We start from the raw sequence: 24,562 nt of genomic DNA, 5'->3' as shown, positions 1-24,562 counted from the left end.
ATGACAGGCATCATCGACGTGCACACGCACTACGTGCCCCGGGGGTGGCCGCACCTGCCGGGGGCGGGCCCGAACCCCTGGCTCGACGTACGGACCGAGAGCGAGGCGGTGATCATGCTCGGCTCGCGCGCGTTCCGCACCATCGCCTCCAACGCCTGGGACACCGGGACGCGGCTGGCCGAGATGGACGCCGACGGGGTCGAGGCGCAGGTCATGTCGCCGACGCCGGTCTTCTTCTCGTACGACCGGGACCCCACGGAGTCGGCGGCGATCGCCCGGATCTTCAACGACCTGGCCCTGGAGATCGCCGCGGATTCCGACGCACGGCTGATTCCCTTCTGCCAGGTGCCGTTGCAGGACACCGACGCCGCCTGCGCCGAGCTGGAGCGCTGCATGGCCGCCGGCCACCGGGGAGTCGAGATCGGCAACCACGTCGGCGACCGTGATCTCGACGACGCGGGGATCGTGACCTTCCTCCAGCACTGTGCCGACCTCGGCGCACCGGTGTTCGTCCACCCCTGGGACATGGCCACCTCGGTCCGCTCGGACCGATGGATGGCCCAGTGGCTCGCCGGGATGCCCGCCGAGACCCATCTGTCGATCCTCGCGATGATCCTCGGCGGCACCTTCGACCGCGTCTCGGACGAACTGAAGATCTGCTTCGCACACGGCGGCGGCTCCTTCGCGTTCTGGCTGGGGCGCGTGGAGAACGCCTGGCACCAACGGCACGACGTGATCGGCACCTCCGCCGAACCTCCCTCGCACTACCTGGACCGGTTCTCGGTGGACTCGGTCGTCTTCGACGAGCGGGCTCTGCGACTGCTCGTCGACACGATGGGTGCGGAGCGCGTCATGGTGGGGAGCGACTACCCCTACCCACTGGGCGAACGGCCCGTGGGCAACGTCGTCCGCACGGCCGGTTTCCTCGACGACCGGCAGCGCGCGTTGGTGCTGTCCGACAACGCGCGACGCTTCCTTGGCGCCACCGCGGCCGCGCCCCTACCGCTGCCGCGCGCAGGAGCCCGGTAGGAGGGGCGCCCCTGACGGCGCGTCCGTGGCCTGGGATAGGGCCCCGCACGGCATCGAGGTCCCGCGCATCATGCGCGGGCCCACCGCGGCGAAGACCGCCCTCCGAGGCGGCGACCATTCCCCTCCTCCAGGCCACGCCCAGGTGGCAGTCGATTTTCGCCGCCCAGACCGCGGCCACCGTCGTCCGGCGCCCCGCCCCTTGAAACGGCATCGGCCGTCCCCGGCCAGGTGCTGGCCGTGAACGGCCCTCTTCGCAACACCCATTGGGCGGTCCCCGCCCCGGCGCATCCCCATCCGCGACTACCGCGACGTCGCCACGCGATCCCCGGCGTCCTGGTGGTTACCGTCCTCACTCAGAGGTGACCAGATGAGCCCCACCACCCCGCACCAACCCGCGGCCCGACCGCAGTCGATCCGCAGGGTCGCCATCGCCAGCCTGACCGGCACGGCACTTGAGTGGTACGACTTCTTCCTCTACGGGACTGCCTCCGCCCTGGTGTTCGGCACCCTGTTCTTCCCCGGGGCCAGCTCCCTCGCCGGCACCCTGGCCTCGTTCGGCACCTTCGCCGTCGGCTTCGCGGCCCGCCCCCTCGGCGGAGTCATCTTCGGTCACTTCGGCGACCGGATCGGCCGCAAACCGATGCTGGTGATCACCCTGTTGATCATGGGCGTCACCACCTGCCTCATCGGCGCCCTGCCCACCTACGCGCAGATCGGGGTATGGGCACCGATCCTCCTCACCCTGCTGCGGGTGTTCCAGGGCATCGCGGTCGGCGGCGAGTGGGGCGGAAGCGTCCTCATGATCACCGAGCACGCCCCCGCGGAACGGCGCGGCTTCTACTCGGCCTGGAGCCAGGTCGGCATCAACCTCGGCTTCATCGCCTCCGCCGGAGCCTTCGCCGCGGTCCAGACCCTGTCCGACGAGGCGTTCTTGTCCTGGGGTTGGCGCGTTCCCTTCCTGCTGGGAGCCGTCCCCGCACTCGTCGGGCTCCTCATCCGCCTCAAGATCGAAGAAACACCGGAATTCCAGGCGGTCAAGCACGAGGGCAAAAAGGAGCGGCTGCCCGTCCTGCACGCGCTGCGCACCCACCCGCGCTCCATCCTCATCACGGCGGGCGCCCGCATGGCGGAGAACGGGGGCTCCTACATCTTCCTGGTCTTCACCCTCGCCTACGGCAAGCACATCGGGGTCGACAGCGGCCTCCTGCTGACCGGGATCATCATCGCGAACGTCGTGGAAGGCGTCTCCATGGTGGGGTTCGGCGCCCTCTCGGACCGCATCGGCCGCCGCCCCGTCTACATGGCCGGCGCCGCTACCCTCGTCCTGTTCGCGTTCCCCTTCTTCTGGCTCGTGGACACCGGCACCCCCGCCCTCGTCTGGCTCGCCTTCATCATCGCCCTCGGCATCGGCCACGGCGCCATGATCGGAACCCAGCCGAGCTTCTTCACCGAACTGTTCGGCAAGAGCTCGCGCTACAGCGCCATCTCGCTCGGCCATGAACTCGCCTCGGTGTTCGCCGGTGGTCTCTCGCCGCTCATCGCGACCGCGCTCCTGGCTGCCACCGATGCCTCCTGGCCCATCTCGCTCTACCTCGTCTTCCTGGGCTGTATCACGCTGGTGTCTGTCTACTTCGCGCGTGAAACGGTGCAGCGCGATGCCCCGCCCACGCCCGCCGCGCAGCTGCAACCCGCCGGCACACGCGAGTAGCGCACACCTGCTACGCCGCTGCTCGTCGGCCACCGCCCCCGGCCGACGAGCAGCTCCCATGAGCATCCCCAGGCGCTGGTCGTCCCGCGGAATGTTCCGTTTCCCGGGTGGTCGGATCGGGTACCCAGTGCCGAGGCATGAAAGACCGATATGCGAGTGACATAACGTCTTGCGGAATATGTCGCGTAACCAGGGAGAGGATCGGTGTGAGCGCACGAATCGGCCCGGTACTGGTGACGGACGCGGGATCATCGAGTTTGCGTCTGACGGTCTTCGGCAGCGGCGGCGAGGTCCTCAACGAGCATCACAGCGCGTCTCCTCCCGGCGAGGGCGCACGTGATGCGCTGCGGCACTTGCTGAGCCAAGGCCCGGCGCCCGCGGCCGTGGGCCACCGCATCGTCCACGGCGGCTCGGAGCTGCGCAGCCACGCTCTGCTCGACGACGAGGTGCGTATCGGTCTGGATCGGGTGGCGGAGCTCGCGCCCCTGCACGTCCCGCAAGCGTTGACCGTTTTGGACGCGGCCCGGGAGCTGCTGCCCGACGTTCCGCACGTGGCCTGCTTCGACACCGTGTTCCACGCCGGGCTCCCGGCCGCGGCACGGGAGTACGCGGTACCTGCCGACTGGCGCACGGCGTATGGACTGCGCCGCTACGGCTTCCATGGACTGTCCTACGCGTGGGCGTTGAGCCGTACCGCCGAACTCCTCGGACGGCGCCCGGAGCAGCTGCATGTGGTGATGGTGCACCTGGGCGGCGGCTGCTCCGCCTGCGCGGTGCGCGAGGGGCGCAGCGTCGACACGACGATGGGCTTTACGCCCCTGGAGGGTCTGGTGATGTGTCGTCGCAGCGGCAGCGTCGACCCCGGCGCCCTGACCTGGTTGGCGCGACGGAAGAAGGTGTCGGTGGATGAGATCGAAGACGCTCTGCACCACAAGTCGGGTCTCCTTGGCCTGTCCGGCACTTCGGACGACACGCGCGACCTGGTCCGCAGCCGGGCCGCGGGCGACGAGCGTGCCGCGCTCGCCCTTGACGTCTTCACCCACCATTGCCGTCGCGGTATCGCCGGGATGGCCGCGTCGTTGAGCCGTCTGGACGCCCTGGTCTTCACCGGCGAGATCGGTGAGGACCAGCCCGAGGTCCGTGAGGAGGTGTGCGAACGGCTGTCCGTGCTGGGCCTCACGGGTGGTCTGCGACCCGTGATCGCAGAGCGGCCTGAGATCGTCAGCGCGCGGGATGCGCGCGTTCCTGTCGTGGTCGTTCCTACCGGAGAGACGCAGCAGATCGACCTGGAGACCCGGGCTCTCTTGGCCCAGGGCTGACCGGAGTCATGCGGACGGACGAGACCTGCACCGGCCCGCTCACAGCTGTCGCAAGGAGCCTCAGCCGCCTCCGCCCAGCACGATCCTCCACACTCGGGTCGCCACCTGGAGGTTGAGCCGGTCCTCGACGTTCGCGAGGTCGTTGCCGCCGATCTCGCGGATGCGCTGTAGCCGGTAGCGCAGCGTGCTGCGGTGGATCGCGAGGGATGCGGCGGCCTCGTCGTAGTTGCCGCCGCAGTCGAAGTAGCGGGAGAGGGTCTCCACCATCGTGGCGTGATGTCGGGCGTCGTAGTCGATGAGCTGCCCGAGCCACTCCCGGACGAACGACTCCAGTTCCTGGTGACCGGTGCCAGGTCCCAGGATGCGGTACAGGCCGAGCTCGTCGAAGAAGATCGTGCCGTAGTGCTCGCGGGAGCTGAGACGCACTTCCAGGGCGCGCTGCGCCTCCTGGTAGCGGTGGGGGATGTCGGGCACGGAGTCGGAGGGGGTGCTCACCCCGATCGTCCCGGACTGTGTTCCGGTCGCCTGGGTCAGCGCCTCGTGCAGCGCGCGAGCGTGCGGTCTGGCGTCAGCGATCAGGACCACGTGGTCCGAGCGTCGGGTCAGCAGCGCGTGTATACCGACGGCGGCGGCCGTCCGGCCCACGGTCTGGGCGAACGCATCGTCCGCGGCCCGGTTGGACCACTTCACGACGACGACGTAGTGGCCGCGGCGCAGGTCGTGTCCCACGGCCTCGGACCGGGCGTAGGCGCTCGCGGTGTCCGTGCCCGCCAGGAGGTCGTCGGCCAGCTCACGGTGGAGCCTCAGCTCCACTTCGGCCAGAGTGCGCAGGTGCGCCAGCTCCAGGGCGAGCGACGCGGCGGCGTGTTCCAGCGCGAACACGGTGTTCTCGTCGGCCTCACCGAGGGCGTCGACCAGTGCCAGCACGCCCAGGATCTCGCCGTGCGGGCGGACCAGAGTGATCAGCCGGTTCTTGATCCGTACAGGCCCGACCTCCCGGGCGACGGTGGTGAGCATGTCGGTGTGGCGGACGGGGTCCGGATCCGGGTAGGGGTCGGGCCGGCCGGGCCCTGACCAGGCCTTCAGCCGTCCGAAGCGGTCCTCGACCAGGGTGGGAAGTCCGGTGAGCTCATGCAGCGCGCGGGTGACGGCCTGCTCACCGCCGCCCGAGACGGCGATGTCGGCCATGAGCACGTGGACGGCCTTCTGATAGCCCAGCTCGGCCTCTAGGGAGATCAGCTGCTCCTGAAGAATCGCGCGTTCCTCCTTGGCCTGGCGAAGCTCCACCGCGTCCTCGCGCTGGCGGCGGTGCGCGAAAGCGACCGACAGGGCAGCAGCGGTGTGCCAGACGAGCATGGCGAGCTGGGATCGATCGGTCCCCGTAGGGCGGGTTGCGGACGTCACGACGAGGTAGCCGTGAAGTCTCTCCAGCCCGCGCAGCGCAAGGGCCCAGCCCCAGAGCCGGCCGGGGACGGGCACCGGGCCGTCGTGCCCCGCCAGCTCCCGGACCCTGTGGTTCACCGCTGCGGCGTGGGTCTGACCGTTCCCGGGACTGGGGACCAGGTCACCGTCCACCTGGAGGTATCCGGCTTCGGCGCGGTAGGGGCCGGCGGCGGTCACGTGGTGCATGGCCAGGCGCAGGACCTCGCCTTCGTCCGGAGCTTCGATCAGCACGCGGGAAAGGGCCGCCAGCTCGTGGAGGGCCTCGTCGACCGGGCTCGTGTCGGATGGGTGCGGCTCGTTCCGTGTGTCCGGGGGAGGCCGGTCGGCGAGATCCTGAGGAGGGCTGCCCTCCTGGTCGGAGCGGCGGCCGTCCACGTCGCGTGACCGGCTGCCGGCCATGGGATCACTCCGTTCGTCCCGGAACTCCGGGAAGTCGATGGCCTTCATGTGTACCCATTCGCGGGTGATTAATACCAGATATCTAGATTATTCCTTCTCGTACTCGCGGGGCTATCCGACCCGCGCACTTTCGACTCGCCAGGAGCAGGTGCGAGCCCGCTCCGACGGTGATCCTGGACAGCGTCTTGCGGTCTCCGCGGGCATCGGCAGGAAGGACCGGGCGATGACCGAGCAACCTCGCAGGCCAATTGCCTCGTACAGGACGTACGAGGAAGCCGAACGCGCTGTCGATCATCTCTCTGACCAGGGGTTTCCCGTGGAGAGAGTGGCTATCATCGGGCACGACGTGCGCCTGGTGGAACAGGTGGTCGGCCGCATGGACTACCGCAGGGCCGCACTGCACGGAGCGGCGAGCGGCGCGCTGCCCGGCGTGCTGATCGGCTGGCTCTTCGGCCTGGTGAACTGGCTCGACCCCCTCGTCTCCGCACTGCTCCTGGCCTTGTACGGGCTGATCTTCGGAGCGGTCGTGGGTGCGCTGTTCGGCGTGCTGCTGCACGCGCTGCAGGGCGGTCGTCGGGACTTCACCTCGCTCAGCTCCCTGCAACCGAGCCGCTATGAGGTGGTCGCGGACGAAGCGGTCGCCGACGAGGCTCTACGGCTGCTCGGCACGCTGCGCACCACCGGCGGAGATTCCACGCGTACCTGAACGAACCTGATCCGGAGAGTCGGCACAAGATCGCCGCACCGGGAGGAGAATTCTCATGGCCAAGGCAGTGGGTATCGACCTGGGTACCACGAACTCGGTGATCGCCGTGTGGGAGGGCGGCGAGCCGACCGTGGTGCCCAACAGCGAGGGCAACCGCACGACACCGTCCGTGGTGGCCTTCACCGACACCGGCGAGCGCCTGGTGGGCCAGATGGCCCGGCGCCAGGCGATCCTCAACCCCAAGGGGACGATCTACTCGGCCAAGCGGTTCATCGGCCGGCACTTCGACGAGGTCTCCGAAGAGGCCAGGGCGGTCGCCTACGACGTCGTCGAGGGCGACGGCGGGGCGGCCCGCTTCAAGGTCCGCGACAAGCTGTACGCGCCGGAAGAGATCAGCGCCCAGGTGCTGCGCAAACTCACCGAGGACGCCTCCAAACAGCTGGGGGAGCGGGTCACGGAGGCGGTCATCACGGTGCCCGCCTACTTCAACGACGCCCAGCGCACCGCCACCAAGGACGCCGGCCGGATAGCCGGACTGGAGGTGTTGCGGATCATCAACGAGCCGACGGCCGCGGCGCTCGCCTACGGCATGGACAAGCAGCAGCACGAGACCGTCCTCGTCTTCGACCTGGGCGGCGGGACCTTCGACGTGAGCATCCTCGACGTCGGCGACGGCGTGGTGGAGGTGCGCTCCACCGCCGGTGACAGCCACCTGGGCGGCGACGACTTCGACCGCCGTCTGGTGGATCACCTCGCGGACGACTTCCAGAAGGAGAACGGCATCGATCTGCGCAAGGACCCGCAGGCGTTGCAGCGGTTGTTCGAGGCGGCGGAGAAAGCCAAGACCGAGCTGAGTTCGGTGACCCAGACGCAGGTCAGTCTGCCGTTCATCACCGCGGACGCCGAGGGCCCCAAGCACCTCACCGACTCGATCATGCGGTCCACCTTCGAGCAGATCACCGGCGACCTGGTGGAACGGTGCCTGGGGCCGGTCCAGCAGGCGATGACCGACGCCAAGGTCGGCGAGAGCGACATCGACGAGGTCATCCTCGTCGGCGGTTCCACGCGCATCCCCGCCGTCCAGGCCCTCGTGCGCCGGCTGACCGGCGGCAAGGAACCCAACATGAGCGTCAACCCCGATGAGGTCGTGGCCTTGGGCGCCGCGATCCAGGCCGGGGTGCTCAAGGGCGAGGTCAAGGACGTCCTGCTGCTCGACGTCACCCCCCTGTCGCTGGGTGTCGAAACACGTGGCGGCGTGATGACGAAGATCATCGAGCGGAACACCACCATCCCGGTGCGCCGCTCCGAGACCTTCTCCACCGCCGAGGACAACCAGCCCGCCGTCGACATCGTCGTCCTCCAGGGCGAGCGCGAACTGGCCGCCGACAACCGGGTCCTTGGACGCTTCCAGCTCACCGACATCCGGCCGGCGCCGCGGGGCGAACCCCAGGTCGAGGTCACCTTCGACATCGACGCCAACGGAATCCTCAACGTCACGGCCCGCGATCGGGACACCGGCAAGGAACAGGGCATCACGATCAGTGAGAGCTCCAACCTGGACCGCACCGAGGTCGAACGCATGGTCCAGGAGGCCGAGCGGAACCAGGGCCAGGACCAGGCCCTGCGCGAGGCCGTCGACGCCCGCAACGAACTCGACGCCGTCGCCTACCAGGTCGAAAAGCGCCTGGCGGAACTGGGCGACACGGCGCCCGCGCACGAAAAGGCACGCGCCGAGATGCTCGTGTCCGACGCCCGGGCGGCGGTCAAAGACGAGGCGGACGTCGAGCGCGTGCGGCCCCTGACCTCCGAACTCCAGCAGCTGCTGGCGTCCCTGACGGCCCACCAGGGCGACGCCGGGACGAGCGGCCCCGCGCAGGACACCGCCGGCGGTCCCCCGAGCGGCAGTGACGGTGACGACGACGTCATCGACGCCGAGTTCGACAAGGACTGAGGAACCGCCATGCCGATCCACCCCGAGAAACCCGACCCGCCCCTGACCGAGCACACCGATCCGGCACCGGAGAGCGCCGGCGCGGTCGACGTGGACCCCGCACCGCCCGAGGACGACACGGGCGAGCTCCAGGAGCTGCAAGACCGCTGGCGTCGCGCGCTCGCCGACCTGGACAACCAGCGCAAGCGCCATGTCAGGGAACTGGAACGGGAGCAGAAGGCCGAGCGGTCCCGCACGGCCGCCGCCTTCCTGCCTGTTCTGGACAACCTCGAACTCGCCCTGACCCACGCCGGCGCCGATCCCGGTGCCATCGTGGAGGGCGTCCAAGCGGTCCGCGACCAGGCGGTGAACGTCCTCGAGCTGCTCGGCTACCCGCGGCACGCGGAGACCGGCGTCGCGTTCGACCCGGCCCGGCACGAGGTGATCGGCGTCGTCCAGGACCCCGACGCCACGCCGGGCACGGTCGTCGACGTGCTGCGCCCGGGCTACGGCGACGGCGAACGGCAGCTCAGGCCCGCCGCCGTGACGGTCGCGAAGCGGGAGTGACCAGCCATGGCACAGGACTTGTACGAGGTACTGGGCGTGTCGCGGAGCGCGAGCCAGGACGAGATCCAGCAGGCCTATCGCAAGCTCGCCCGTAAATACCACCCCGACGTCAACAAGGACCCGTCAGCGGAGGAGCGCTTCAAGAACCTCAACGAGGCGCACAGCGTCCTGTCGGATCCCAAGACCCGTGCCCGCTACGACCGCTTCGGCGAGGACTTCCGCAAGATTCCCGAGGACTTCGACGAACGGGTGGCGGCCGGGGCGGGCGACGGCTTCCGCGCCCGCAGGGGCGCGGGCGCCGGCGGCGGCCCTCGAGTGCGCTACGCCACCGGCTTCGGCGACGACTTCGCCGCCGACGGCGTCGACATCGAGGACCTGTTCGGCTCGCTCTTCGGAGCAGGCGCCGCCCGCGGCGGTGTACCGGGAGCCGACCAGGAGGCCGAGCTGTCGCTCACCGTGGAGGAGGCGTTCAAGGGCGGCCGACGCACCGTCACGCTCGCCGGACCCGCCGGTCAGCCGCGGCGGTACGAGGTCAACGTGCCGCCGGGCGTCAGCGACGGACAGCGCATCCGGCTGGCGGGAGAGGGCGGCCGGGGGAGCGGCGAGGCCCCTGGCGGCGATCTGTACCTGCGGGTGCGCATCCAGCCCCACCCGCAGTTCCGGCTGGAAGGCCGCGACGTCCACGTCCAGGTCCCCGTCACCCCCTGGGAAGCGGCCCTTGGCGCGACCGTCCCCGTGCCCACCCCGGGCGGCGGCACCGCAAAGGTCACCGTGCCCGCGGGCTCGTCCAGCGGTCGGCGCCTGCGGCTGCGCGGCGAGGGCATGCCCCATCCGCGCGGCCGAGCCGGTGACCTGTACGCCGAACTCCGCGTCATGGTGCCGCCCACCCTCAGCGACCGGGAGCGCGAACTGTTCGAGGAGCTCGCCGCCGCCTCCTCCTTCGACCCCAGGAGGACACGATGAACGAACGACCCGCGAAAGCGGCCGACGTCGGCCGTGCCGGCACAGGCGCCCGCCCGGTGCACACGGGGACCGGCCTCACCGCCACGACGGCTGTCCGCTACGCGCTCGTACCCGTGCACCGGCTCTCCCTGGACACCGTGGCCCGTCGCTCGGGCCTCCACCCCGACCTGATCCGCCGGCTCAGCGCCCTCGGACTGATCGACGCCGACCGCGACGCCGCGGGGCACCTGGTGTTCGACCCCACGGCCCCGGCGGTGCTCGCCCGCATCCAGCGGCTGCGCTCCGGGCTCTGCCTCAACTACGCCTCGATCGGCCTGGTGCTCGATCTGCTCGATCGCATCAGCCTGCTCGAAGCCGCCCTGCGAGCAACCGGCACGAGGAGTGAAAACCCCCCATGGACATGAACCGTCTCACCCAAAAATCCCAGGAAGCCCTCCAGGAAGCCCAGACCTTGGCCGTCGGCATGGGGCAGACCGAGGTCGACGGGGAACACCTGCTGCTCGCACTCCTCGATCAGGACAACGGTCTGATCCCGCGGTTGGTGCAACAGGCCGGCAGCGGGCCGGACGAACTGCGCGCGGCCGTGCGCGAGGAACTGTCCCGCCGCCCCCGGGTCACCGGCCCCGGCGCAGCTCCCGGACAGGTCTTCGTCACCCAGCGTCTGTCCCGCCTGCTCGATGCCGCCGAACAGGAGGCCAGGCGCCTCAAGGACGAGTACGTGTCCGTGGAACACCTCCTGCTCGCCCTGGCGGAAGAGGGCTCCTCGACCGCCGCCGGGCGTCTGCTCAAGGAGGCCGGCATCACCAGGGACTCGTTCCTGAGCGCGCTCACCGAGATCCGCGGGAACCAGCGCGTCACCTCCGCCAACCCCGAAGTGGCCTACGAGGCGCTGGACAAGTACGGCCGCGATCTCGTCGCCGAGGCACGGTCCGGCAGTCTCGACCCGGTCATCGGCCGGGACGCCGAGATCCGCCGGGTCACCCAGATCCTCAGCCGCAAGTCCAAGAACAACCCGGTCCTCATCGGCGACCCCGGCGTCGGCAAGACCGCCATCGTCGAGGGTCTCGCCCAGCGCATCGTCCGGGGCGACGTGCCCGAAGGGCTGCGCGACAGGACCGTCTTCGCCCTCGACATGGGCTCCCTGGTCGCCGGGGCCAAGTACCGCGGCGAGTTCGAGGAACGGCTCAAGGCCGTGCTCAGCGAGGTCAAGGCCGCGCAGGGGCGCATCCTGCTCTTCGTCGACGAACTGCACACCGTCGTCGGCGCGGGTGCCGCCGAAGGAGCCATGGACGCGGGCAACATGCTCAAGCCGATGCTCGCGCGCGGTGAGCTCCACATGATCGGCGCCACCACCCTCGACGAGTACCGCAAGCACATCGAGAAGGACGCCGCCCTCGAGCGCCGTTTCCAGCAGGTGGTGGTCGACGAGCCGAGCGTGGAGGACACCATCTCCATCCTGCGAGGACTGCGCGAACGCCTGGAGGTCTTCCACGGAGTGAAGATCCAGGACACCGCGCTGGTGTCCGCGGCCACCCTCAGCCACCGCTACATCACCGACCGGTTCCTGCCGGACAAGGCCATCGACCTCGTGGACGAGGCGTGCGCCCGGTTGCGCACAGAGATCGACTCGATGCCCGCCGAACTCGACGAGATCACCCGCCGCGTCACCCGCCTGGAGATCGAGGACGCCGCCCTGTCCAAGGAGACCGATCCCGCCAGTCAAACCCGCCTGGCGGAGCTGCGCAGGGAACTGGCCGACCTCCGTGCGGAGGCCGACTCCAAACACGCCCAGTGGGAGGCCGAGAGGCAGGCGATCCGCCGGGTGCAGGAGCTGCGCCAGGAACTGGAGCAGGTCCGCCTTGAGGCGGAGGAGGCCGAACGCGCCTATGACCTCAACCGCGCCGCCGAACTCCGCTACGGCCGCCTTCAGGACCTGGAGCGCCGACTGGCCGCGGAGGAGGAGGCCTTGGCCGCCAAGCAAGGCCAAAACCGGCTGCTGCGCGAGGTCGTCACCGAAGAGGAGATCGCCGAGATCGTCGCCGCCTGGACCGGCGTGCCCGTCGCCCGCCTCCAGGAGGGCGAACGCGAGAAACTGCTGCGCCTCGACGAGATCCTGCGCGAGCGCGTCATCGGCCAGGACGAGGCCGTCAAGCTCGTCGCCGACGCCATCATCCGCGCCCGCTCCGGTATCCGCGACCCGCGCCGCCCCATCGGCTCGTTCATCTTCCTCGGCCCCACCGGAGTCGGGAAGACCGAGTTGGCCAAGACCCTGGCCCGGGCCCTGTTCGACTCCGAGGAGAACATGGTGCGGCTGGACATGAGCGAGTACCAAGAGCGGCACACCGTCAGCCGGCTCATGGGCGCGCCGCCCGGATATGTCGGCTACGAGGAGGGCGGCCAGCTCACCGAGGCCGTACGCCGCAAGCCGTATTCGGTCGTGCTGTTCGACGAGATCGAGAAGGCGCACACCGATGTCTTCAACACGCTGCTGCAGATCCTCGACGACGGCCGCATCACCGACGCCCAGGGCCGCACCGTCGACTTCCGCAACACCGTGATCATCATGACGTCCAACATCGGCTCCGAGCACCTGCTCGACGGCGCCACCGCCGAGGGCGAGATCAAGCCCGACGCCCGCGCCCTGGTGATGGGCGAGCTGCGCGGACACTTCCGCCCGGAGTTCCTCAACCGCGTCGACGACATCCTGCTGTTCAAGCCGCTCGGCGAGCGGCAGATCGAGCAGATCGTGGAGCTGCAGTTCGACGAATTGCGCAGCCGCCTCGCCGAGCGCCGCATCGGCATCGAACTCACCCAGGCGGCCCGGGAGCTGATCGCCCAGCAGGGCTACGACCCGGTGTACGGGGCCCGGCCGCTGCGGCGGTACATCTCCCACGAGGTCGAGACGCTGGTCGGGCGCGCCCTGCTGCGCGGCGACGTGCAGGACGGCGCGAAGGTCCGCGTCGACGCCCAGCACGGAGAGCTGGTGGTCACCTACGACCAGCCCGAGGACGTGGAGGGGGCGAGGGCGGCATGAGTACCGGGCAGGCCACCAACGTCACCTGCCCGCACTGCGGGCGCACCAACCGGGTGCCCGTGGCCGCGGAGGGCCGGCCCACGTGCGGCAACTGCAAACAGCCGCTGCCGTGGGTGGCCGACGCGGGCGACGACGACTTCACCGAGGTCGTCGAGAAGGCCTCCGTGCCCGTGGTCGTCGACCTGTGGGCCACCTGGTGCGGCCCCTGCCGCATGGTGAGCCCCGCGCTGGAGAAGGTCGCCGCCGACCTCGCCGGAAAGATCAAGCTGGTCAAGGTCGACATCGACAAGAACCCGCGCCTGGCGCAGCGGTTCGAGGTCCAGGCGGTACCGACGCTGCTGGTCCTCGACCACGGGCAGACCCTTGCCCGCCAGGCGGGTGCCGCACCGGCCCCGGCCCTGCGGCGCTGGGTGGAGCAGTCGATCGCGGGCCGTGACCCGGCCGGAAAGGATGATCAGCCATGACCGTACGAACAGACCCCCACCTCGCGCTCGTCCGGCCGGTTCAGCCACTGAGCACCGAAGGGTGTCAAGAGTGCCTGCTGCTCGGCTCGCCGTGGGTCCACCTCAGACTCTGCCTGACCTGCGGCCACGTCGGCTGCTGCGACTCCTCGCCGAACCGGCACGCGCGCCGTCACGCCGCCGCCGACGGCCACCCCATCGTGGCGTCGATGGAGCCCGGCGAGAACTGGCGCTGGTGCTTCGTCCACGAGGCGCTCGTGTGATGCCCGGCGACCAGGCGCGGCCCGGCGCGGCGCAGACGCCGGACGAGGCGGAGGAAAACGTCCCCTTCGAGACCGCCGACCTCTACGGCGCCTACCCCCGCCTGCCGGACGACCAGCTGGCCCGCTTGGCGCAGCGCGGCCGACGGCGCGCCGTCAACGCCGGCGACGTACTGATCCGGGAGGGAGAGCGGTGCGAGACGTTCTACGTCGTCCTCAGCGGTTCGGTCGCCGTCGTCGAGGACTACGGCACGCCCGACGAACGACTGCTGCGTGTGCACGGCCCCGGCCGCTTCATCGGCGAACTCGGCCTCCTGAACGGGCAGGTGGCCTTCTACACCGCTACGGTCAAGGATCCCGGCGAGGTCCTCGCCCTGTCCATGGACCAGCTGCGTGACCTGGTGACCCGGGACTCCGCCCTCGGCGATCTCGTGCTGCGCGCCTGCCTGGGCCGTCGTGCCCTGCTCGTCGGGCAGGGCGCCGGTTTCCGCATCGTCGGCTCGCGCTATTCGCCCGACACCCGGCGGCTGCGTGAGTTCGCCGCCCGCAACCGGCTGCCGTACCGCTGGATCGATCTGGAGACCGATGAGGAGGCCGAGCAGCTGCTGCGCCGCTTCGGCGTCGGCCCGGCGGAGACACCGCTCGTCATCTGGCGCGACACCACCGTATTGCGCAACCCCAGCAACGCGGACCTGGCCCGGCTCATCGGCCTGCCCTCGCTGCCCGCGGGAAACCATCACGGCGATCTCCTGATAGTGGGCTCCGGACCCGCCGGTCTCGCCGCCGCGGTGAACGCCGCCTCGGAGGGCCTCGACACGACCCTGGTCGAGGCGATGGCCACCGGCGGCCAGGCCGGGACGTCGTCCCGCATCGAGAATCTGCTGGGCTTCCCCTCCGGCATCTCCGGCGCCGAACTCACCGACCGCGCCGTGCTCCAGGCCGACAAATTCGGCGCCCGCATCAGCGTCCCCACGGAGGCGGCCCGCCTCGAACCGAGGGAGGGCCACTACGCCGTCGGGTTCGCCGACGGCAGCGAAATCACCGCCCGCAGCGTCGTCCTGGCCACCGGCGCCCGCTACCGCCGCCTGCATGTGCCCGGCATCGAACGCCTGGAAGGGACCAGCGTCCACTACTCGGCGACCGTCTACGAAGCCGGCCAGTGCCGCACCGACCCGGTGGCCGTCGTCGGGGGCGGCAACTCCGCGGGGCAGGCTGTGCTCTTCCTGGCCGGGTATGCACCGACGGTGTATCTGCTCGTCCGCGGGCCAAGTCTTGAGGCGCACATGTCCCGCTACCTGATCGACCAGGTCGAGCGCCACCCACGGGTGCGCGTGCTGCTGCGCACCGAGGTGACCGAGGCACTCGGCGACCAGACGCTGGAGGCCGTCGACGTGGTCGACCACCGCACGGGCGAGCACCGCCGGCTCGCGGTGCGGGCACTGTTCGTCTTCACCGGCGCCGACCCTCACACCGCGTGGTTGTCCGCCGCGCTCGCCTTGGACGCGCGCGGCTTCGTGCTCACCGGCGCGGAGGCGCAACACCGCTCCGTTCCCGAAGTGTGGCAGAGCCAGGGCCGCGACTGCCTGACGCTGGAGACCAGCCTGCCGGGCGTCTTCGCCGTCGGCGACGTGCGCAGCGGCTCGGTGAAACGCGTGTCTTCCGCCGTCGGCGAAGGTGCGATGAGCATCCACTTCGTGCACCGCTATTTGGGCCGCTCGGCCGCGCCCGGCGGCAGCGACGACTCCCCCCGGACTCGTCCGAATGCCAAGGGGTCCGCCTGGCTGGCGTGACCCTGGAGGGACTCATCCCTTGGCGAGTGCTGCTGTTGTGCGTGGAGCCCGTAGGACGGGCTCCACGCACAACAGCAGCACTCGGGAGCACTCACAGCAGGAGCACTCACAGCAGGAGATCGAAGAGGGCTCGCGCCTCGTCCCAGTCCTGGGTCTGGGGGTTCCTCAGATCAGGGTGGAGGATCTTGAAGCTCTGGGCCAGGGCCAGGCTGAGGCCGCCGATGATGTCCGGATAGGCCGCCTCGGTCTCCTCGTCGGGCGCTCGGTCCAGAGGGGGGTGGGCGGCGAGTTGTTCCAGGATCGGCTTGAGCTCCACTTCCTGGTCGATCTTCCGGAAGCGGTGAATGCTTTCTTGCAGGCCTTTCGTGATCGGCAGGTCAGAGGTCCGGATGATGTCGCGCCCGTTGGCCTTTGCCGTGGCCTGGGCGACGGTCAGCAGATCGTAGAGCTTGGCATCGACGAAGTCGCTGTAGCGCTTGAGATCGTTCTTGTCGACGTCCAGTCCTGCGGCCGCACGGAAGAACCTCTCGAACTTGGCGATGGACATCACGGTCATGAGGGCAACCTCCGGTAGCGGGGTGCGGGTGGCTCCCGGCCCCTGGGCTTTTCAGCCAGCCTGGCCGACGGGGGCGCGCGGACGCATGCGCATGGCGGGCCCAAATAGCTTCCCTGTCTTGCCCTGCCGGGCCCAGGCGTAGCACTGCCCGGGGCGGGCGGACGGGGGATTCGCCCGTCTCACCGGCATCTGATGGTCGGGGCCAGCGTGTCACGCGGTGTGGACGTTACCTCGGTGATGTCGTGGGTACCTGGGATCGACGGGGCAGCCGATACGGAGGTTGCAGTCATGCAGGTGTCATCGCAAACCGTGACGGTCGTGGCTCTCCTGGCGGATCCCGACGCGCCCACGGAGATCGCGCGGCGCGTGGCCCGGACGCTTTCTGCTCGGCTCGCCGACAGGTCGGGCCACGAGCGACGGTTCGACGTCGAGGTGGTCAGTGAGCCCTTTACTTCTGGGCGCGAGGACCCACCCACCTTGATGCGCCGGATCATGGACCGTAGTAGCGCGGAGAACTGGGACGTCGTCGTGGCCCTCACCGACCTTCCGCTGCACGCACACGGGCGCAAGCTCGCGGTGGACCTGAATCACGAACACGGCCTGGCGCTGCTCTCTCTGCCTTCACTGGGTGGCCTGCGGCTGTTGACGAGGGCCCGGCGGGCCGTCGAAGACGCCGTGCTCGGCCTGATGAGAGGTCCGCAAAACCCTGGGGCTGATGCAGCTTCGCGAAGTCAGCCCATCCTGGAGCCCTCCGCCCCTGGCTCCGCGCCTGCTCGTCCCGGCCAGACCGGTGAGAAGGAGAGCGACGATGTTCGGTACGTCGCCGAAGGACCGCGCGGTTACCTGCGGGTACTCGCCGGTATGGTCCGCGCCAACCGGCCGTGGCGTTTGGTGCCGGGCCTGTCGAAGGCTTTGGCGGCGGCACTGGCCACGGGGGCGGTCGCCACGGTGAACTCCACCGTGTGGAACCTGGCCGCATACCTGGGCACGCCACGCCTGGTGATCGCCGCGGTCGGTTCTGTCGCGATCATGATCGGCTGGCTGATCGTGGACGCGGAGCTGTGGCATCGATCGGCGGAGAGCTCGCCGGAGGCGCGGCAGCGGGCGAGGCTGTACAACGCCTCGACGGTCGCCACCTTGGGTATCGGGGTGATCGTCTGCTACGTGGGTCTGATGCTCATCAACTGGGTGTGGGCGCTGTTCATCCTCAACGAACAGGTGTTCGCTTCCATGACGCGAACCCCATTGCACGCCGACGAGTACTTCACGCTGGCATGGTTCGTCGCGTCGGTCGCCACCGTGGGCGGCGCGCTGGGATCCGGCTTGGAAAGCGACGAGGCGATCCGTGCAGCCGCCTACTCCAAGCGCGAACAGGAGCGTCGCCGCAGGCTGCAGGGCGACGACGATGCCTAGTCCGGCTCCGAGCCGGCGACACGGCGGTGGCCGTTGTCGTCCGGACGGGAAACTTCGCAAATAGGTGCGTGTGTGCCCGTTTCGCGTCGAGGCCGGCGGAGACCCGGACTGCACGCCGCCGGGGAGCCAGTTCTCCACACCGAAAGCCGACGACGGCGCCGTTGCACCTGATCTGGGTGGACGACCCACACAGGCATGCCGGAGACACGGACCGGGCCCCACCCTTGGGGTCAACGCCCGCGAGTGATGCCCCGCGCCATCTCCATCACCACCGTGATGCGGTCATGCCGTGACAGCAAGGGAGCGCAATCATGAAGGCAGCGGTATACGAAGGCCCGCGGACCGTCGCGGTGAAGGACGTCCCGGACGCGAAGATCGAGCATCCCTGCGACATCATCGTCAAGATCACCACCACCAACATCTGCGGTTCGGACCTGCACATGTACGAGGGCCGCACCTCGTTCGAGACCGGCCGCACGCTGGGACACGAGAACCTGGGCCAGGTCGTGGAGGTCGGCTCGGCCGTGAGCAAGGTCCGGGTCGGCGAGTACGTGGTTCTGCCCTTCAACATCGCCTGCGGCTTCTGCAAGCAGTGCGAACGGGGGCTGACCAACTACTGCCTGACCATGCAGCCGGAACCGGCCCTTGCCGGGGCCGCCTACGGGTTCGCGGACATGGGTCCCTACCAGGGCGGCCAGGCGGAACTGCTGCGTGTGCCCTACGGCGACTTCAACGCGCTGCGCCTGGGCGAGGACGCCGCCGAGCGGCAGACCGACTACGTGATGCTCGCCGACATCTTCCCCACCGGCTATCACGCCACGGAGATGGCCAACGTCAAACCGGGTGACCAGACGATCGTCTACGGTGCCGGCCCCGTCGGGCTGATGGCGGCCTACTCCGCCCTGCTCAAGGGCGCAGGACGCGTGTGGGTGGCCGACCACCAGCCGGACCGGCTCCGTATGGCGGAGGAGATCGGGGCCATTCCGATCAACACCGCCGACCAGAACCCGGCGGAGGTCGTCAAGGAAGCCACTCTGGGGCTGGGCGCCGACAACGGCTGTGAATGCGTCGGCTACCAGGCGCACGACCACGAGGGACGCGAGGACGCCAGCCTCACGCTCAACGGCCTGATCGACTCGGTCAGGTTCACGGGCCACATCGGCGTGGTGGGTGTCTTCCTGCCCGAGGACCCCGGCGGCGCAGAGGCCCAGGGCGAGCTGGAGGCGCAGGGCAAGGTGCCGATCGACTTCGGCACGATGTGGTTCAAGGGGCAGCGCATGGGCACCGGGCAGGCGCCGGTGAAGAAGTACAACCGGGCGCTGCGGGATCTGATCGCCGGCGGGAAGGCGAAGCCGAGCTTCGTCGTCTCGCACGAGCTGGGCCTGGACGAGGCCCCCACCGCCTACGAGCGCTTCGACGCCCGTGACGATGGCTGGACCAAGGTGGTCCTGCATCCCGACGGACAGGGCAACGGCGCCAAGCGCTAGGAACCCAGGGACGCACGCCCCCGGTCACCCGGACCAGTCCGGGTGACCGGGGGCGTGCGTCATCCTGGTCCCGGCGGATTAGGCGATCTCACACCAGGCCGGTGGCCTGTGCGAGGCGCTCGCCTTCTTTGAGTCGTGCATGGGCGTCTTCGCCGAGTGTCTGCACCAGCCCGGCGACCACGGTCTCGATCAGGGCCATCGTGGGGACCAGGCTGTCGTAGGGCGAGGGCGCGGTGACCTGGGTGGCCAGGACGACTTCGGAGTGGGCGGCGACGGGGGACAACCAGGTGTCGGTGAACAGCACCACGCGTCCGCCGCGTTCGCCGAGGAGTTCGGCGAGGGCCATCTTGTCCTTTTCGTAGCGGCGGTAGTCGAAGACCACGAGCACATCGCGGCGGTTCCAGCCGGTCACGGCGGTCGTGCGCTCCACGGGGCGCTCGGACAGCACGCTGACGCCGTCGCGCAGCTGCATCAGGTGCAGGGCCAGGTACTGGGCGAGGTGATGGGTGAAGCGGCCGCCGGTGAGGACGATGCGGCGTTTGGGGTCGCCGAGCAGTTCGATGGCACGCTCGAGGTCGTGCGGGGGCAGCTCGGCGTACGTCTGCTCGAGTGCCGCGGTGAACACCCTGCGGCCCTGGCTCAGCAAGTCCTCGTCGGCGGGGTGTTCTGCGGGCCCGCCGGTCCGGTCGCCGGCTTCGTACAGGGTCAGCGGAGAGGCGCTGCGCTCGTCGAGTTCGGCGCGCAGCCCGGCCTGGAAGTCGGGAAAGCCCTGGAAGCCGAAGCGGGTGACGAACCGCAGCACGGTCGGGGCGCTGACGCCCGCGCGCTCGGCCACGTTCGCGACGGTCTCGAAGCCGGCGGCGGGGTAGTCGGCCAAGAGCACCCGTCCGACCCGGCGCTCCGCGGGGCTGAGTTCTCCCAGCCGCAGGCGGATACGGTCGGCGAGGGTGCCCTTGGCCATGAAACGGTTCCTTTGCGGGAGATGTCGTTGATCGAGCCTAGCGCCGGGATGGGCGGGCGGGTCAGTGGGCGTCGATGTCCAGGCGCAGGTTCAGCAGGGTGTGGGGCGTGTGGCCGTCGCCGGTGAGCGGCCGGTAGCGGGCCGGCTCGGTGAGGGTGACGGTGAAGCGGGGCCCGCGTTCGTAGCTGCTCGCGGTGGCGGTGCGCTGGGTGGAGGCGGCCAGGGCGCGGGCGGTTCCCCGCAGGCTGTAGGGGGTGCCGTCGGGGTTGGCGGGGGAGTAGAAGACGTCCTCGTTGGCCGGGACCGGGGCATGGGCCGACGGTAGCAGCCGGCGTTTGTGCGGCGTGGCGGTCGCGCCGGTCAGCGGGTCGTAGCGGTCACCGGAAGTGAGGTAGCTGTAGCGGGCGTTGTGCAGATGCCAGCCGTGCGTTCCTGTCCCGGCGGAGGCGCGCGAGAGGTCGAGGACGCTGACGCCCTGACGGCCAAGGACCCGGACGCGTTCGCGTCTGCTGCCGGGGTTGTCGACGACCAGAGCGGTGTCCTCGTCGAGGGCGTAGACGATGTCGTGTCCGGTGTCGGCGGCCAACCGCAACGAGCGGCCCTCGCGTCCGCTCGTGCCGGTGTGGGTGTCCAGCAGGCCGGAGCGAAGGAACCCGAATCCGCCCTGCGGAAGGTGGCCGGGCACACTAGGGTCGTCGAAGTATCCGGGCTTGCTGCCCTCACGCAGCGCCGGATAGGAGTCGCCGCCGGTGAGCATGTCGGGGCCGGAGGCGATCTGAGCACCGGCGCTGGACCCGGCGATCACGGCGCCGTCCGCCAGCTTGGCGCGGATGGCCGCGAGCACCTTGGAATCGGTGTGCCGGGTGCCGTTGAGCAGGCTGGTGACGTAGCGGTATTGGTCCCCGCCGCCGAAGAAGAAGCCCGACATGGAGTTGACCTGTGCGACCACGGCGTCGGAGTCGGCGTTGGCCAGGTGGTCCAGGTCCACCGGGATCCACTGGGCGTCCGCGGCGCCATGGCGGCGGAAGAGGTTTGCGTAGTAGGCGCCGTTGCACTCCGCGTTGCTGCACTGTTCGGGGTCGCCCGCGTGCGGGTCCTGGCTGGCCGGGACGGAGGCCGCGGTGAGGATGCCGATGCGGGCGTGTCGGGGGCCGCCCGCACGGCGGATGATCTCGCCGTAGATCTGTGTGTTGTCGTCCTTCAGTCCGCCGCCGATCAGCACCAGCGAGCCTCGCCCGGAGGCGGACGTGGCCGAGGTGGCCGACGTGGACGAGAGGGCCGGGGAGGCCGGCGCCGGGCTCGCGCCGAACACCGCGAGACAGACGGTGAGGCCCGCCGCGCCGATGACACGGCGGACCCCGCACGGGGGGAGGGAACGGATCACAGGGGCGCTCATCGCGAAGGTCTCCTTGAGTGGGATGGGTCCGATCCGGGCGCACCGGTCGGTGACGGTGAAGTGGCGCGCGGGGCGCGACGGCAGGGGGGACGCCGTCGCGCCCCGCTCCAGGGCGGGCAAAGGCCCGGGTCACAGGGACGAGCGACGGCCGGCGTCTCCCAGTTCCGAGATGAGCGCGGCCAGCAGGGCGATCCGCCCGGGCACGGAGGACACGTCGAGCCATTCGCCGGGGCTGTGGTCGCCGCCTCCGACGGGGCCCAGTCCGTCCAGCACCGGGGTGCCCGTCCCGGCGATGATGTTCGCGTCGCCGACGCCGCCGGTCGCGGCCGCCCCCACGGTCAGGTCGAGCCGCTCGCCCAGATGCCGCGCCGTGGCCGCCAGTTCGCGGACGCGCTCGGTGGCCTCCATCGGCGGGCACAGGTCGTGGACCTCGACCACGGCCCGCGTGCCGGGCACCGATGTCCGGGCGGTGAGTTCCTGCACCGCCGCACGAGCCTCGTGCAGTCCGCCGGTGCTGGTCGCGCGGATCTCCACGTCCAGTTCCGCCTGTGCCGGGACGATGTTGGGACGTGAACCGGCGCGCACCACGCCGACGTTGACGCTCACGCCGGGGATGGTGCCGTTGAGCGCCTGGAGGGCGACGACCAGATGGGCCGCGGCCAGGGCGGCGTGGGCGCCGCGTTCGGGTTCGATCCCGGCGTGCGCGGCGCGCCCGGTCACCGTCACCCGCAGGTCGGCCACTCCCTTGCGGGCGATGACCAGGTCGCCGTTCTCCCGTGCGCACTCCAGCGCCAGCGCCCAGTCGACGCCGGAGGCCGTGGCCTCGGTCACCGGTCGGCTGACGGGGGAGCCGATCTCCTCGTCGGGCGTTGCCAGCAGGACGAGCTCGGCGTACTGGTCGAAGCCGAGGCCGTCGAGTGTCTCGATGGCGTGGATGCCGGCCAGCAGACCGCCCTTGTCGTCGCTGACGCCAGGACCGTAGGCGCGATCTACGGCCGTGGTGAAGGGGCGGGCGGCAGCCGTTCCGTCGTCGAACACCGTGTCCATGTGACCGGCCAACAGGATGCGGCCGCCCCCGTCGGTGCGGGCGAGCGCACCGGCCCGGCGGGCCACCACGACATCCCCGGCCCGCTGCCCCGTCGGCAACATGCCGCCGCCAAGCCGTTCCACCGTGAACCCCAGCCCTGACAGCCTCCCTTCGATCCAGTCGGCGACCTCGTCGATCCCGTCGGCGCTGTAGGAGCCCGAGTCCACGGCCACCAGTGCGGCCAGTTCGTGCAGATACCGGGGCAGGGCCTCACGCGTGCGTGCCAGCAGCAGGTCCGTGGTGGGACCGCCGGCGACCGGGGCGCTCACAGGACCTTGGACAGGAAGGCGCGGGTGCGTTCCTGCTGCGGTCGGGTCAGGACGTCGCGCGGGCTGCCCGCCTCCACCACGACACCGTCGTCCATGAAGACCGCGGTGTCGGCCACCTCACGGGCGAAACCGATCTCGTGCGTGACCACCACCATGGTCATGCCGTCCTCGGCCAGGGAACGCATGACGTCCAGGACGTCACCCACCAGTTCGGGATCGAGGGCGGAGGTCGGCTCGTCGAAGAGCATGAGGCGCGGCTTCATCGCCAGCGCGCGGGCGATGGCCACCCGCTGCTGCTGCCCGCCGGACAACTGGGCGGGGTGGTGGTCGGCGCGGTCGGCGAGGCCGACGCGGTCCAAGAGCTCCATGGCCTCCTCCCGTGCCTGCGCGCGCTGACGACGCGCCACGCGCACGGGCGCCTCGGTGACGTTCTGCAGCGCGGTCAGGTGCGGGAAGAGATTGAAGCGCTGGAAGACCATGCCGATGGATCGGCGGTGGGCGGCCACCTCGCTCTCGCGGAGTTCGTACAGGCGCCCGTCCTGTTCGCGGTAGCCCACGGGCACGCCGCCGACGGTCAGGCGACCGCCGTCGATCTTCTCGAGGTGGTTGATGCAGCGCAGGAAGGTCGACTTTCCCGACCCGGAGGGGCCCAGCAGGCAGCACACCTGGCCCGTCTGCACGGTCAGGTCGATGCCGCGCAGGACCTCCAGGCGGCCGAAGCTCTTGCGCACCCCCTCGGCCCGGACCAGCGGCTGGTCCACCGGCGGCGCGGGGTCGTGGGCGGGCTGGGTTGCGGTGCTCATGCCGGGTCCTTCGTGATCTGGGCGGGGGCGGCCTGGGCGCTCGCGGGTGTGCGCAGGCGGACGCCGGTGGACAGCAACCGGGCCAGGGGCGAGGGGCGTCCGGTCGCCTGTCCGCGTCCGTATCGGCGCTCCAGCCAGGCCTGGGGCACGCTCAGGAGGCTGACCAGGGCCAGGTACCAGATGCTGGCGACCGCGAGCATGGGGATGACCTGGTAGTTCTGCGCGTAGACGTCCTGGATGTTCGACATCAGGTCATGGGCCGCGATCACGGAGACCAGGGCGGTCATCTTGAGCATGTTGATGGTCTCGTTGCCCATCGGCGGAATGATGACGCGCATGGCCTGTGGCAGGACGATGCGGCGCATCGTCAGAACCGGCCGCATGCCCAGGGAATGCGCGGCTTCGGTCTGGCCGGGGTCCACGGACTGGATGCCGGCGCGCACGATCTCACTGGCGTAGGCCGCCTCGTTGAGGCCGAGCGCGAGCAGGGCGGCCACCGTCGGCGTGATCAGGGCGTTGGTGTCCCCGCTGACGAAGGTGATGTCGGTGAACGGGATGCCGATGAGAACCTTCTTGTACAACGCGGCGGCGTATCCCCAGAAGATGATCTGGACGAGCAGGGGGGTGCCGCGAAAGATCCAGACGAACAGGGTGGACAGGCCGTACAGCACCGGATTGTGCGACAGCCGCATCACGGCGAGCAGGGTGCCCAGCACCAGTCCGAGCGCCATCGCGGCCACGGTCAGCCACAAGGTGGTGGCCAGGCCGTCGAAGATCAGTGGTTCGAAGAGGTAGTCGCCGACGATGTCCCAGCGGAGGTTGGCGTTGCCGGCCAGGGAGCCGATCAGCCCCCCGACGGCCAGCAGGGCGGCGAGCGCGGCGATCCACCGGCCCCAGTGGCGAACGGGGATGATCCGCGGTTCGTCGGGCGGCGGGACATCGGTGCGGGAGGTGTGCGTGGTGAGGGACGCGGCGCTCATG

At 70.1% G+C, this 24,562-nt stretch carries 21 protein-coding genes; 14 read left to right on the top strand and 7 right to left on the bottom strand.

Annotated features, from left to right (window positions below):
- The 3 genes from QBL25_RS01605 to QBL25_RS01595 all read left to right on the top strand — a co-directional run bounded on the left by QBL25_RS01605 (nucleotide 1) and on the right by QBL25_RS01595 (nucleotide 4,056).
- Complete coding sequence (locus QBL25_RS01605; protein ID WP_409055135.1) at nucleotides 1–1,029, top strand: amidohydrolase family protein; 1,029 nt, start codon at nucleotides 1–3, stop codon at nucleotides 1,027–1,029.
- A gap of 367 nt (nucleotides 1,030–1,396) precedes the next feature.
- Entirely contained in the window at nucleotides 1,397–2,737 is a 1,341-nt protein-coding gene (locus QBL25_RS01600; protein ID WP_409055134.1) for an MFS transporter, read from the top strand.
- Between the two features lie 206 nt (nucleotides 2,738–2,943).
- Complete coding sequence (locus QBL25_RS01595) at nucleotides 2,944–4,056, top strand: acetate/propionate family kinase (RefSeq protein ID WP_409055133.1); 1,113 nt, start codon at nucleotides 2,944–2,946, stop codon at nucleotides 4,054–4,056.
- Between the two features lie 60 nt (nucleotides 4,057–4,116).
- Here QBL25_RS01595 and QBL25_RS01590 read toward each other — a convergent pair whose 3' ends face one another.
- Nucleotides 4,117–5,946: a PucR family transcriptional regulator gene (locus QBL25_RS01590; RefSeq protein WP_409055132.1), complete on the bottom strand. Its 1,830-nt coding sequence runs from the start codon at nucleotides 5,944–5,946 to the stop codon at nucleotides 4,117–4,119.
- A gap of 175 nt (nucleotides 5,947–6,121) precedes the next feature.
- Here QBL25_RS01590 and QBL25_RS01585 point away from each other — a divergent pair, with 175 nt between their 5' ends.
- From QBL25_RS01585 to QBL25_RS01545, 9 genes are read left to right on the top strand one after another with little or no spacing between them, the layout of a single operon-like run.
- Nucleotides 6,122–6,604, top strand: coding sequence for a general stress protein (locus QBL25_RS01585; RefSeq protein ID WP_409055131.1), 483 nt, complete (start codon nucleotides 6,122–6,124; stop codon nucleotides 6,602–6,604).
- A 55-nt stretch (nucleotides 6,605–6,659) separates the two neighbouring features.
- Nucleotides 6,660–8,555: a molecular chaperone DnaK gene (gene dnaK / locus QBL25_RS01580; RefSeq protein ID WP_409055130.1), complete on the top strand. Its 1,896-nt coding sequence runs from the start codon at nucleotides 6,660–6,662 to the stop codon at nucleotides 8,553–8,555.
- Between the two features lie 9 nt (nucleotides 8,556–8,564).
- Complete coding sequence (locus QBL25_RS01575) at nucleotides 8,565–9,101, top strand: nucleotide exchange factor GrpE (RefSeq protein WP_409055129.1); 537 nt, start codon at nucleotides 8,565–8,567, stop codon at nucleotides 9,099–9,101.
- A 6-nt stretch (nucleotides 9,102–9,107) separates the two neighbouring features.
- A complete protein-coding gene (locus QBL25_RS01570) occupies nucleotides 9,108–10,064 on the top strand; it encodes a DnaJ C-terminal domain-containing protein (RefSeq protein ID WP_409055128.1) in 957 nt (318 codons plus the stop codon).
- On the top strand, nucleotides 10,061–10,468 hold the full coding sequence (locus QBL25_RS01565) for a chaperone modulator CbpM (RefSeq protein WP_409055127.1): 408 nt from the start codon (nucleotides 10,061–10,063) through the stop codon (nucleotides 10,466–10,468). The genes QBL25_RS01570 and QBL25_RS01565 overlap by 4 nt, the downstream gene beginning before the upstream one ends.
- On the top strand, nucleotides 10,459–13,098 hold the full coding sequence (clpB, locus tag QBL25_RS01560) for an ATP-dependent chaperone ClpB (protein WP_409055126.1): 2,640 nt from the start codon (nucleotides 10,459–10,461) through the stop codon (nucleotides 13,096–13,098). The genes QBL25_RS01565 and clpB overlap by 10 nt, the downstream gene beginning before the upstream one ends.
- Nucleotides 13,095–13,562, top strand: coding sequence for a thioredoxin (trxA, locus tag QBL25_RS01555; protein ID WP_409055125.1), 468 nt, complete (start codon nucleotides 13,095–13,097; stop codon nucleotides 13,560–13,562). Before clpB ends, trxA begins: the two co-directional genes overlap by 4 nt.
- Nucleotides 13,559–13,822, top strand: coding sequence for a UBP-type zinc finger domain-containing protein (locus tag QBL25_RS01550; protein WP_409055124.1), 264 nt, complete (start codon nucleotides 13,559–13,561; stop codon nucleotides 13,820–13,822). Before trxA ends, QBL25_RS01550 begins: the two co-directional genes overlap by 4 nt.
- Complete coding sequence (locus QBL25_RS01545) at nucleotides 13,822–15,609, top strand: FAD-dependent oxidoreductase (RefSeq protein ID WP_409055123.1); 1,788 nt, start codon at nucleotides 13,822–13,824, stop codon at nucleotides 15,607–15,609. Before QBL25_RS01550 ends, QBL25_RS01545 begins: the two co-directional genes overlap by 1 nt.
- Nucleotides 15,610–15,715: 106 nt before the next feature.
- Here QBL25_RS01545 and QBL25_RS01540 read toward each other — a convergent pair whose 3' ends face one another.
- Nucleotides 15,716–16,165, bottom strand: coding sequence for a DUF1931 family protein (locus tag QBL25_RS01540; RefSeq protein WP_409055122.1), 450 nt, complete (start codon nucleotides 16,163–16,165; stop codon nucleotides 15,716–15,718).
- 288 nt (nucleotides 16,166–16,453) lie between these two features.
- On the opposite strand from QBL25_RS01540, the gene QBL25_RS01535 reads away from it, so the two are divergent.
- Nucleotides 16,454–17,578 carry a hypothetical protein gene (locus QBL25_RS01535; protein ID WP_409055121.1) on the top strand — a complete coding sequence of 375 codons (1,125 nt, stop codon included), beginning with the start codon at nucleotides 16,454–16,456 and terminating at the stop codon, nucleotides 17,576–17,578.
- Nucleotides 17,579–17,889: 311 nt separating this feature from the next.
- Nucleotides 17,890–19,065: a glutathione-independent formaldehyde dehydrogenase gene (locus QBL25_RS01530; protein ID WP_409055120.1), complete on the top strand. Its 1,176-nt coding sequence runs from the start codon at nucleotides 17,890–17,892 to the stop codon at nucleotides 19,063–19,065.
- Nucleotides 19,066–19,153: 88 nt separating this feature from the next.
- On the opposite strand, the gene QBL25_RS01525 is transcribed toward QBL25_RS01530, so the two are convergent.
- The 5 genes from QBL25_RS01525 to QBL25_RS01505 form a co-directional block, all read right to left on the bottom strand.
- Nucleotides 19,154–20,026 (bottom strand): MurR/RpiR family transcriptional regulator, encoded by an 873-nt coding sequence (locus tag QBL25_RS01525; protein WP_409055119.1) that lies wholly within the window; start codon nucleotides 20,024–20,026, stop codon nucleotides 19,154–19,156.
- Between the two features lie 61 nt (nucleotides 20,027–20,087).
- Nucleotides 20,088–21,422 (bottom strand): cyanophycinase, encoded by a 1,335-nt coding sequence (locus tag QBL25_RS01520; protein ID WP_409055118.1) that lies wholly within the window; start codon nucleotides 21,420–21,422, stop codon nucleotides 20,088–20,090.
- 129 nt (nucleotides 21,423–21,551) lie between these two features.
- Nucleotides 21,552–22,778: a M20 family metallopeptidase gene (locus QBL25_RS01515; protein ID WP_409055117.1), complete on the bottom strand. Its 1,227-nt coding sequence runs from the start codon at nucleotides 22,776–22,778 to the stop codon at nucleotides 21,552–21,554.
- The gene (locus tag QBL25_RS01510) at nucleotides 22,775–23,581 is read right to left on the bottom strand and encodes an amino acid ABC transporter ATP-binding protein (RefSeq protein ID WP_409055116.1); all 807 of its coding nucleotides are present in this window, start codon (nucleotides 23,579–23,581) and stop codon (nucleotides 22,775–22,777) included. The genes QBL25_RS01515 and QBL25_RS01510 overlap by 4 nt, the downstream gene beginning before the upstream one ends.
- Nucleotides 23,578–24,561 (bottom strand): amino acid ABC transporter permease, encoded by a 984-nt coding sequence (locus tag QBL25_RS01505; protein WP_409055115.1) that lies wholly within the window; start codon nucleotides 24,559–24,561, stop codon nucleotides 23,578–23,580. Before QBL25_RS01505 ends, QBL25_RS01510 begins: the two co-directional genes overlap by 4 nt.
- Between the last annotated feature and the right edge of the window lies 1 nt (nucleotide 24,562).

It is taken from the genome of Streptomyces sp. SYP-A7185, from assembly GCF_046103685.1.
In the GTDB taxonomy this organism is placed as follows: domain Bacteria; phylum Actinomycetota; class Actinomycetes; order Streptomycetales; family Streptomycetaceae; genus Streptomyces.
This window is presented reverse-complemented; position numbering and strand designations above follow the sequence as displayed.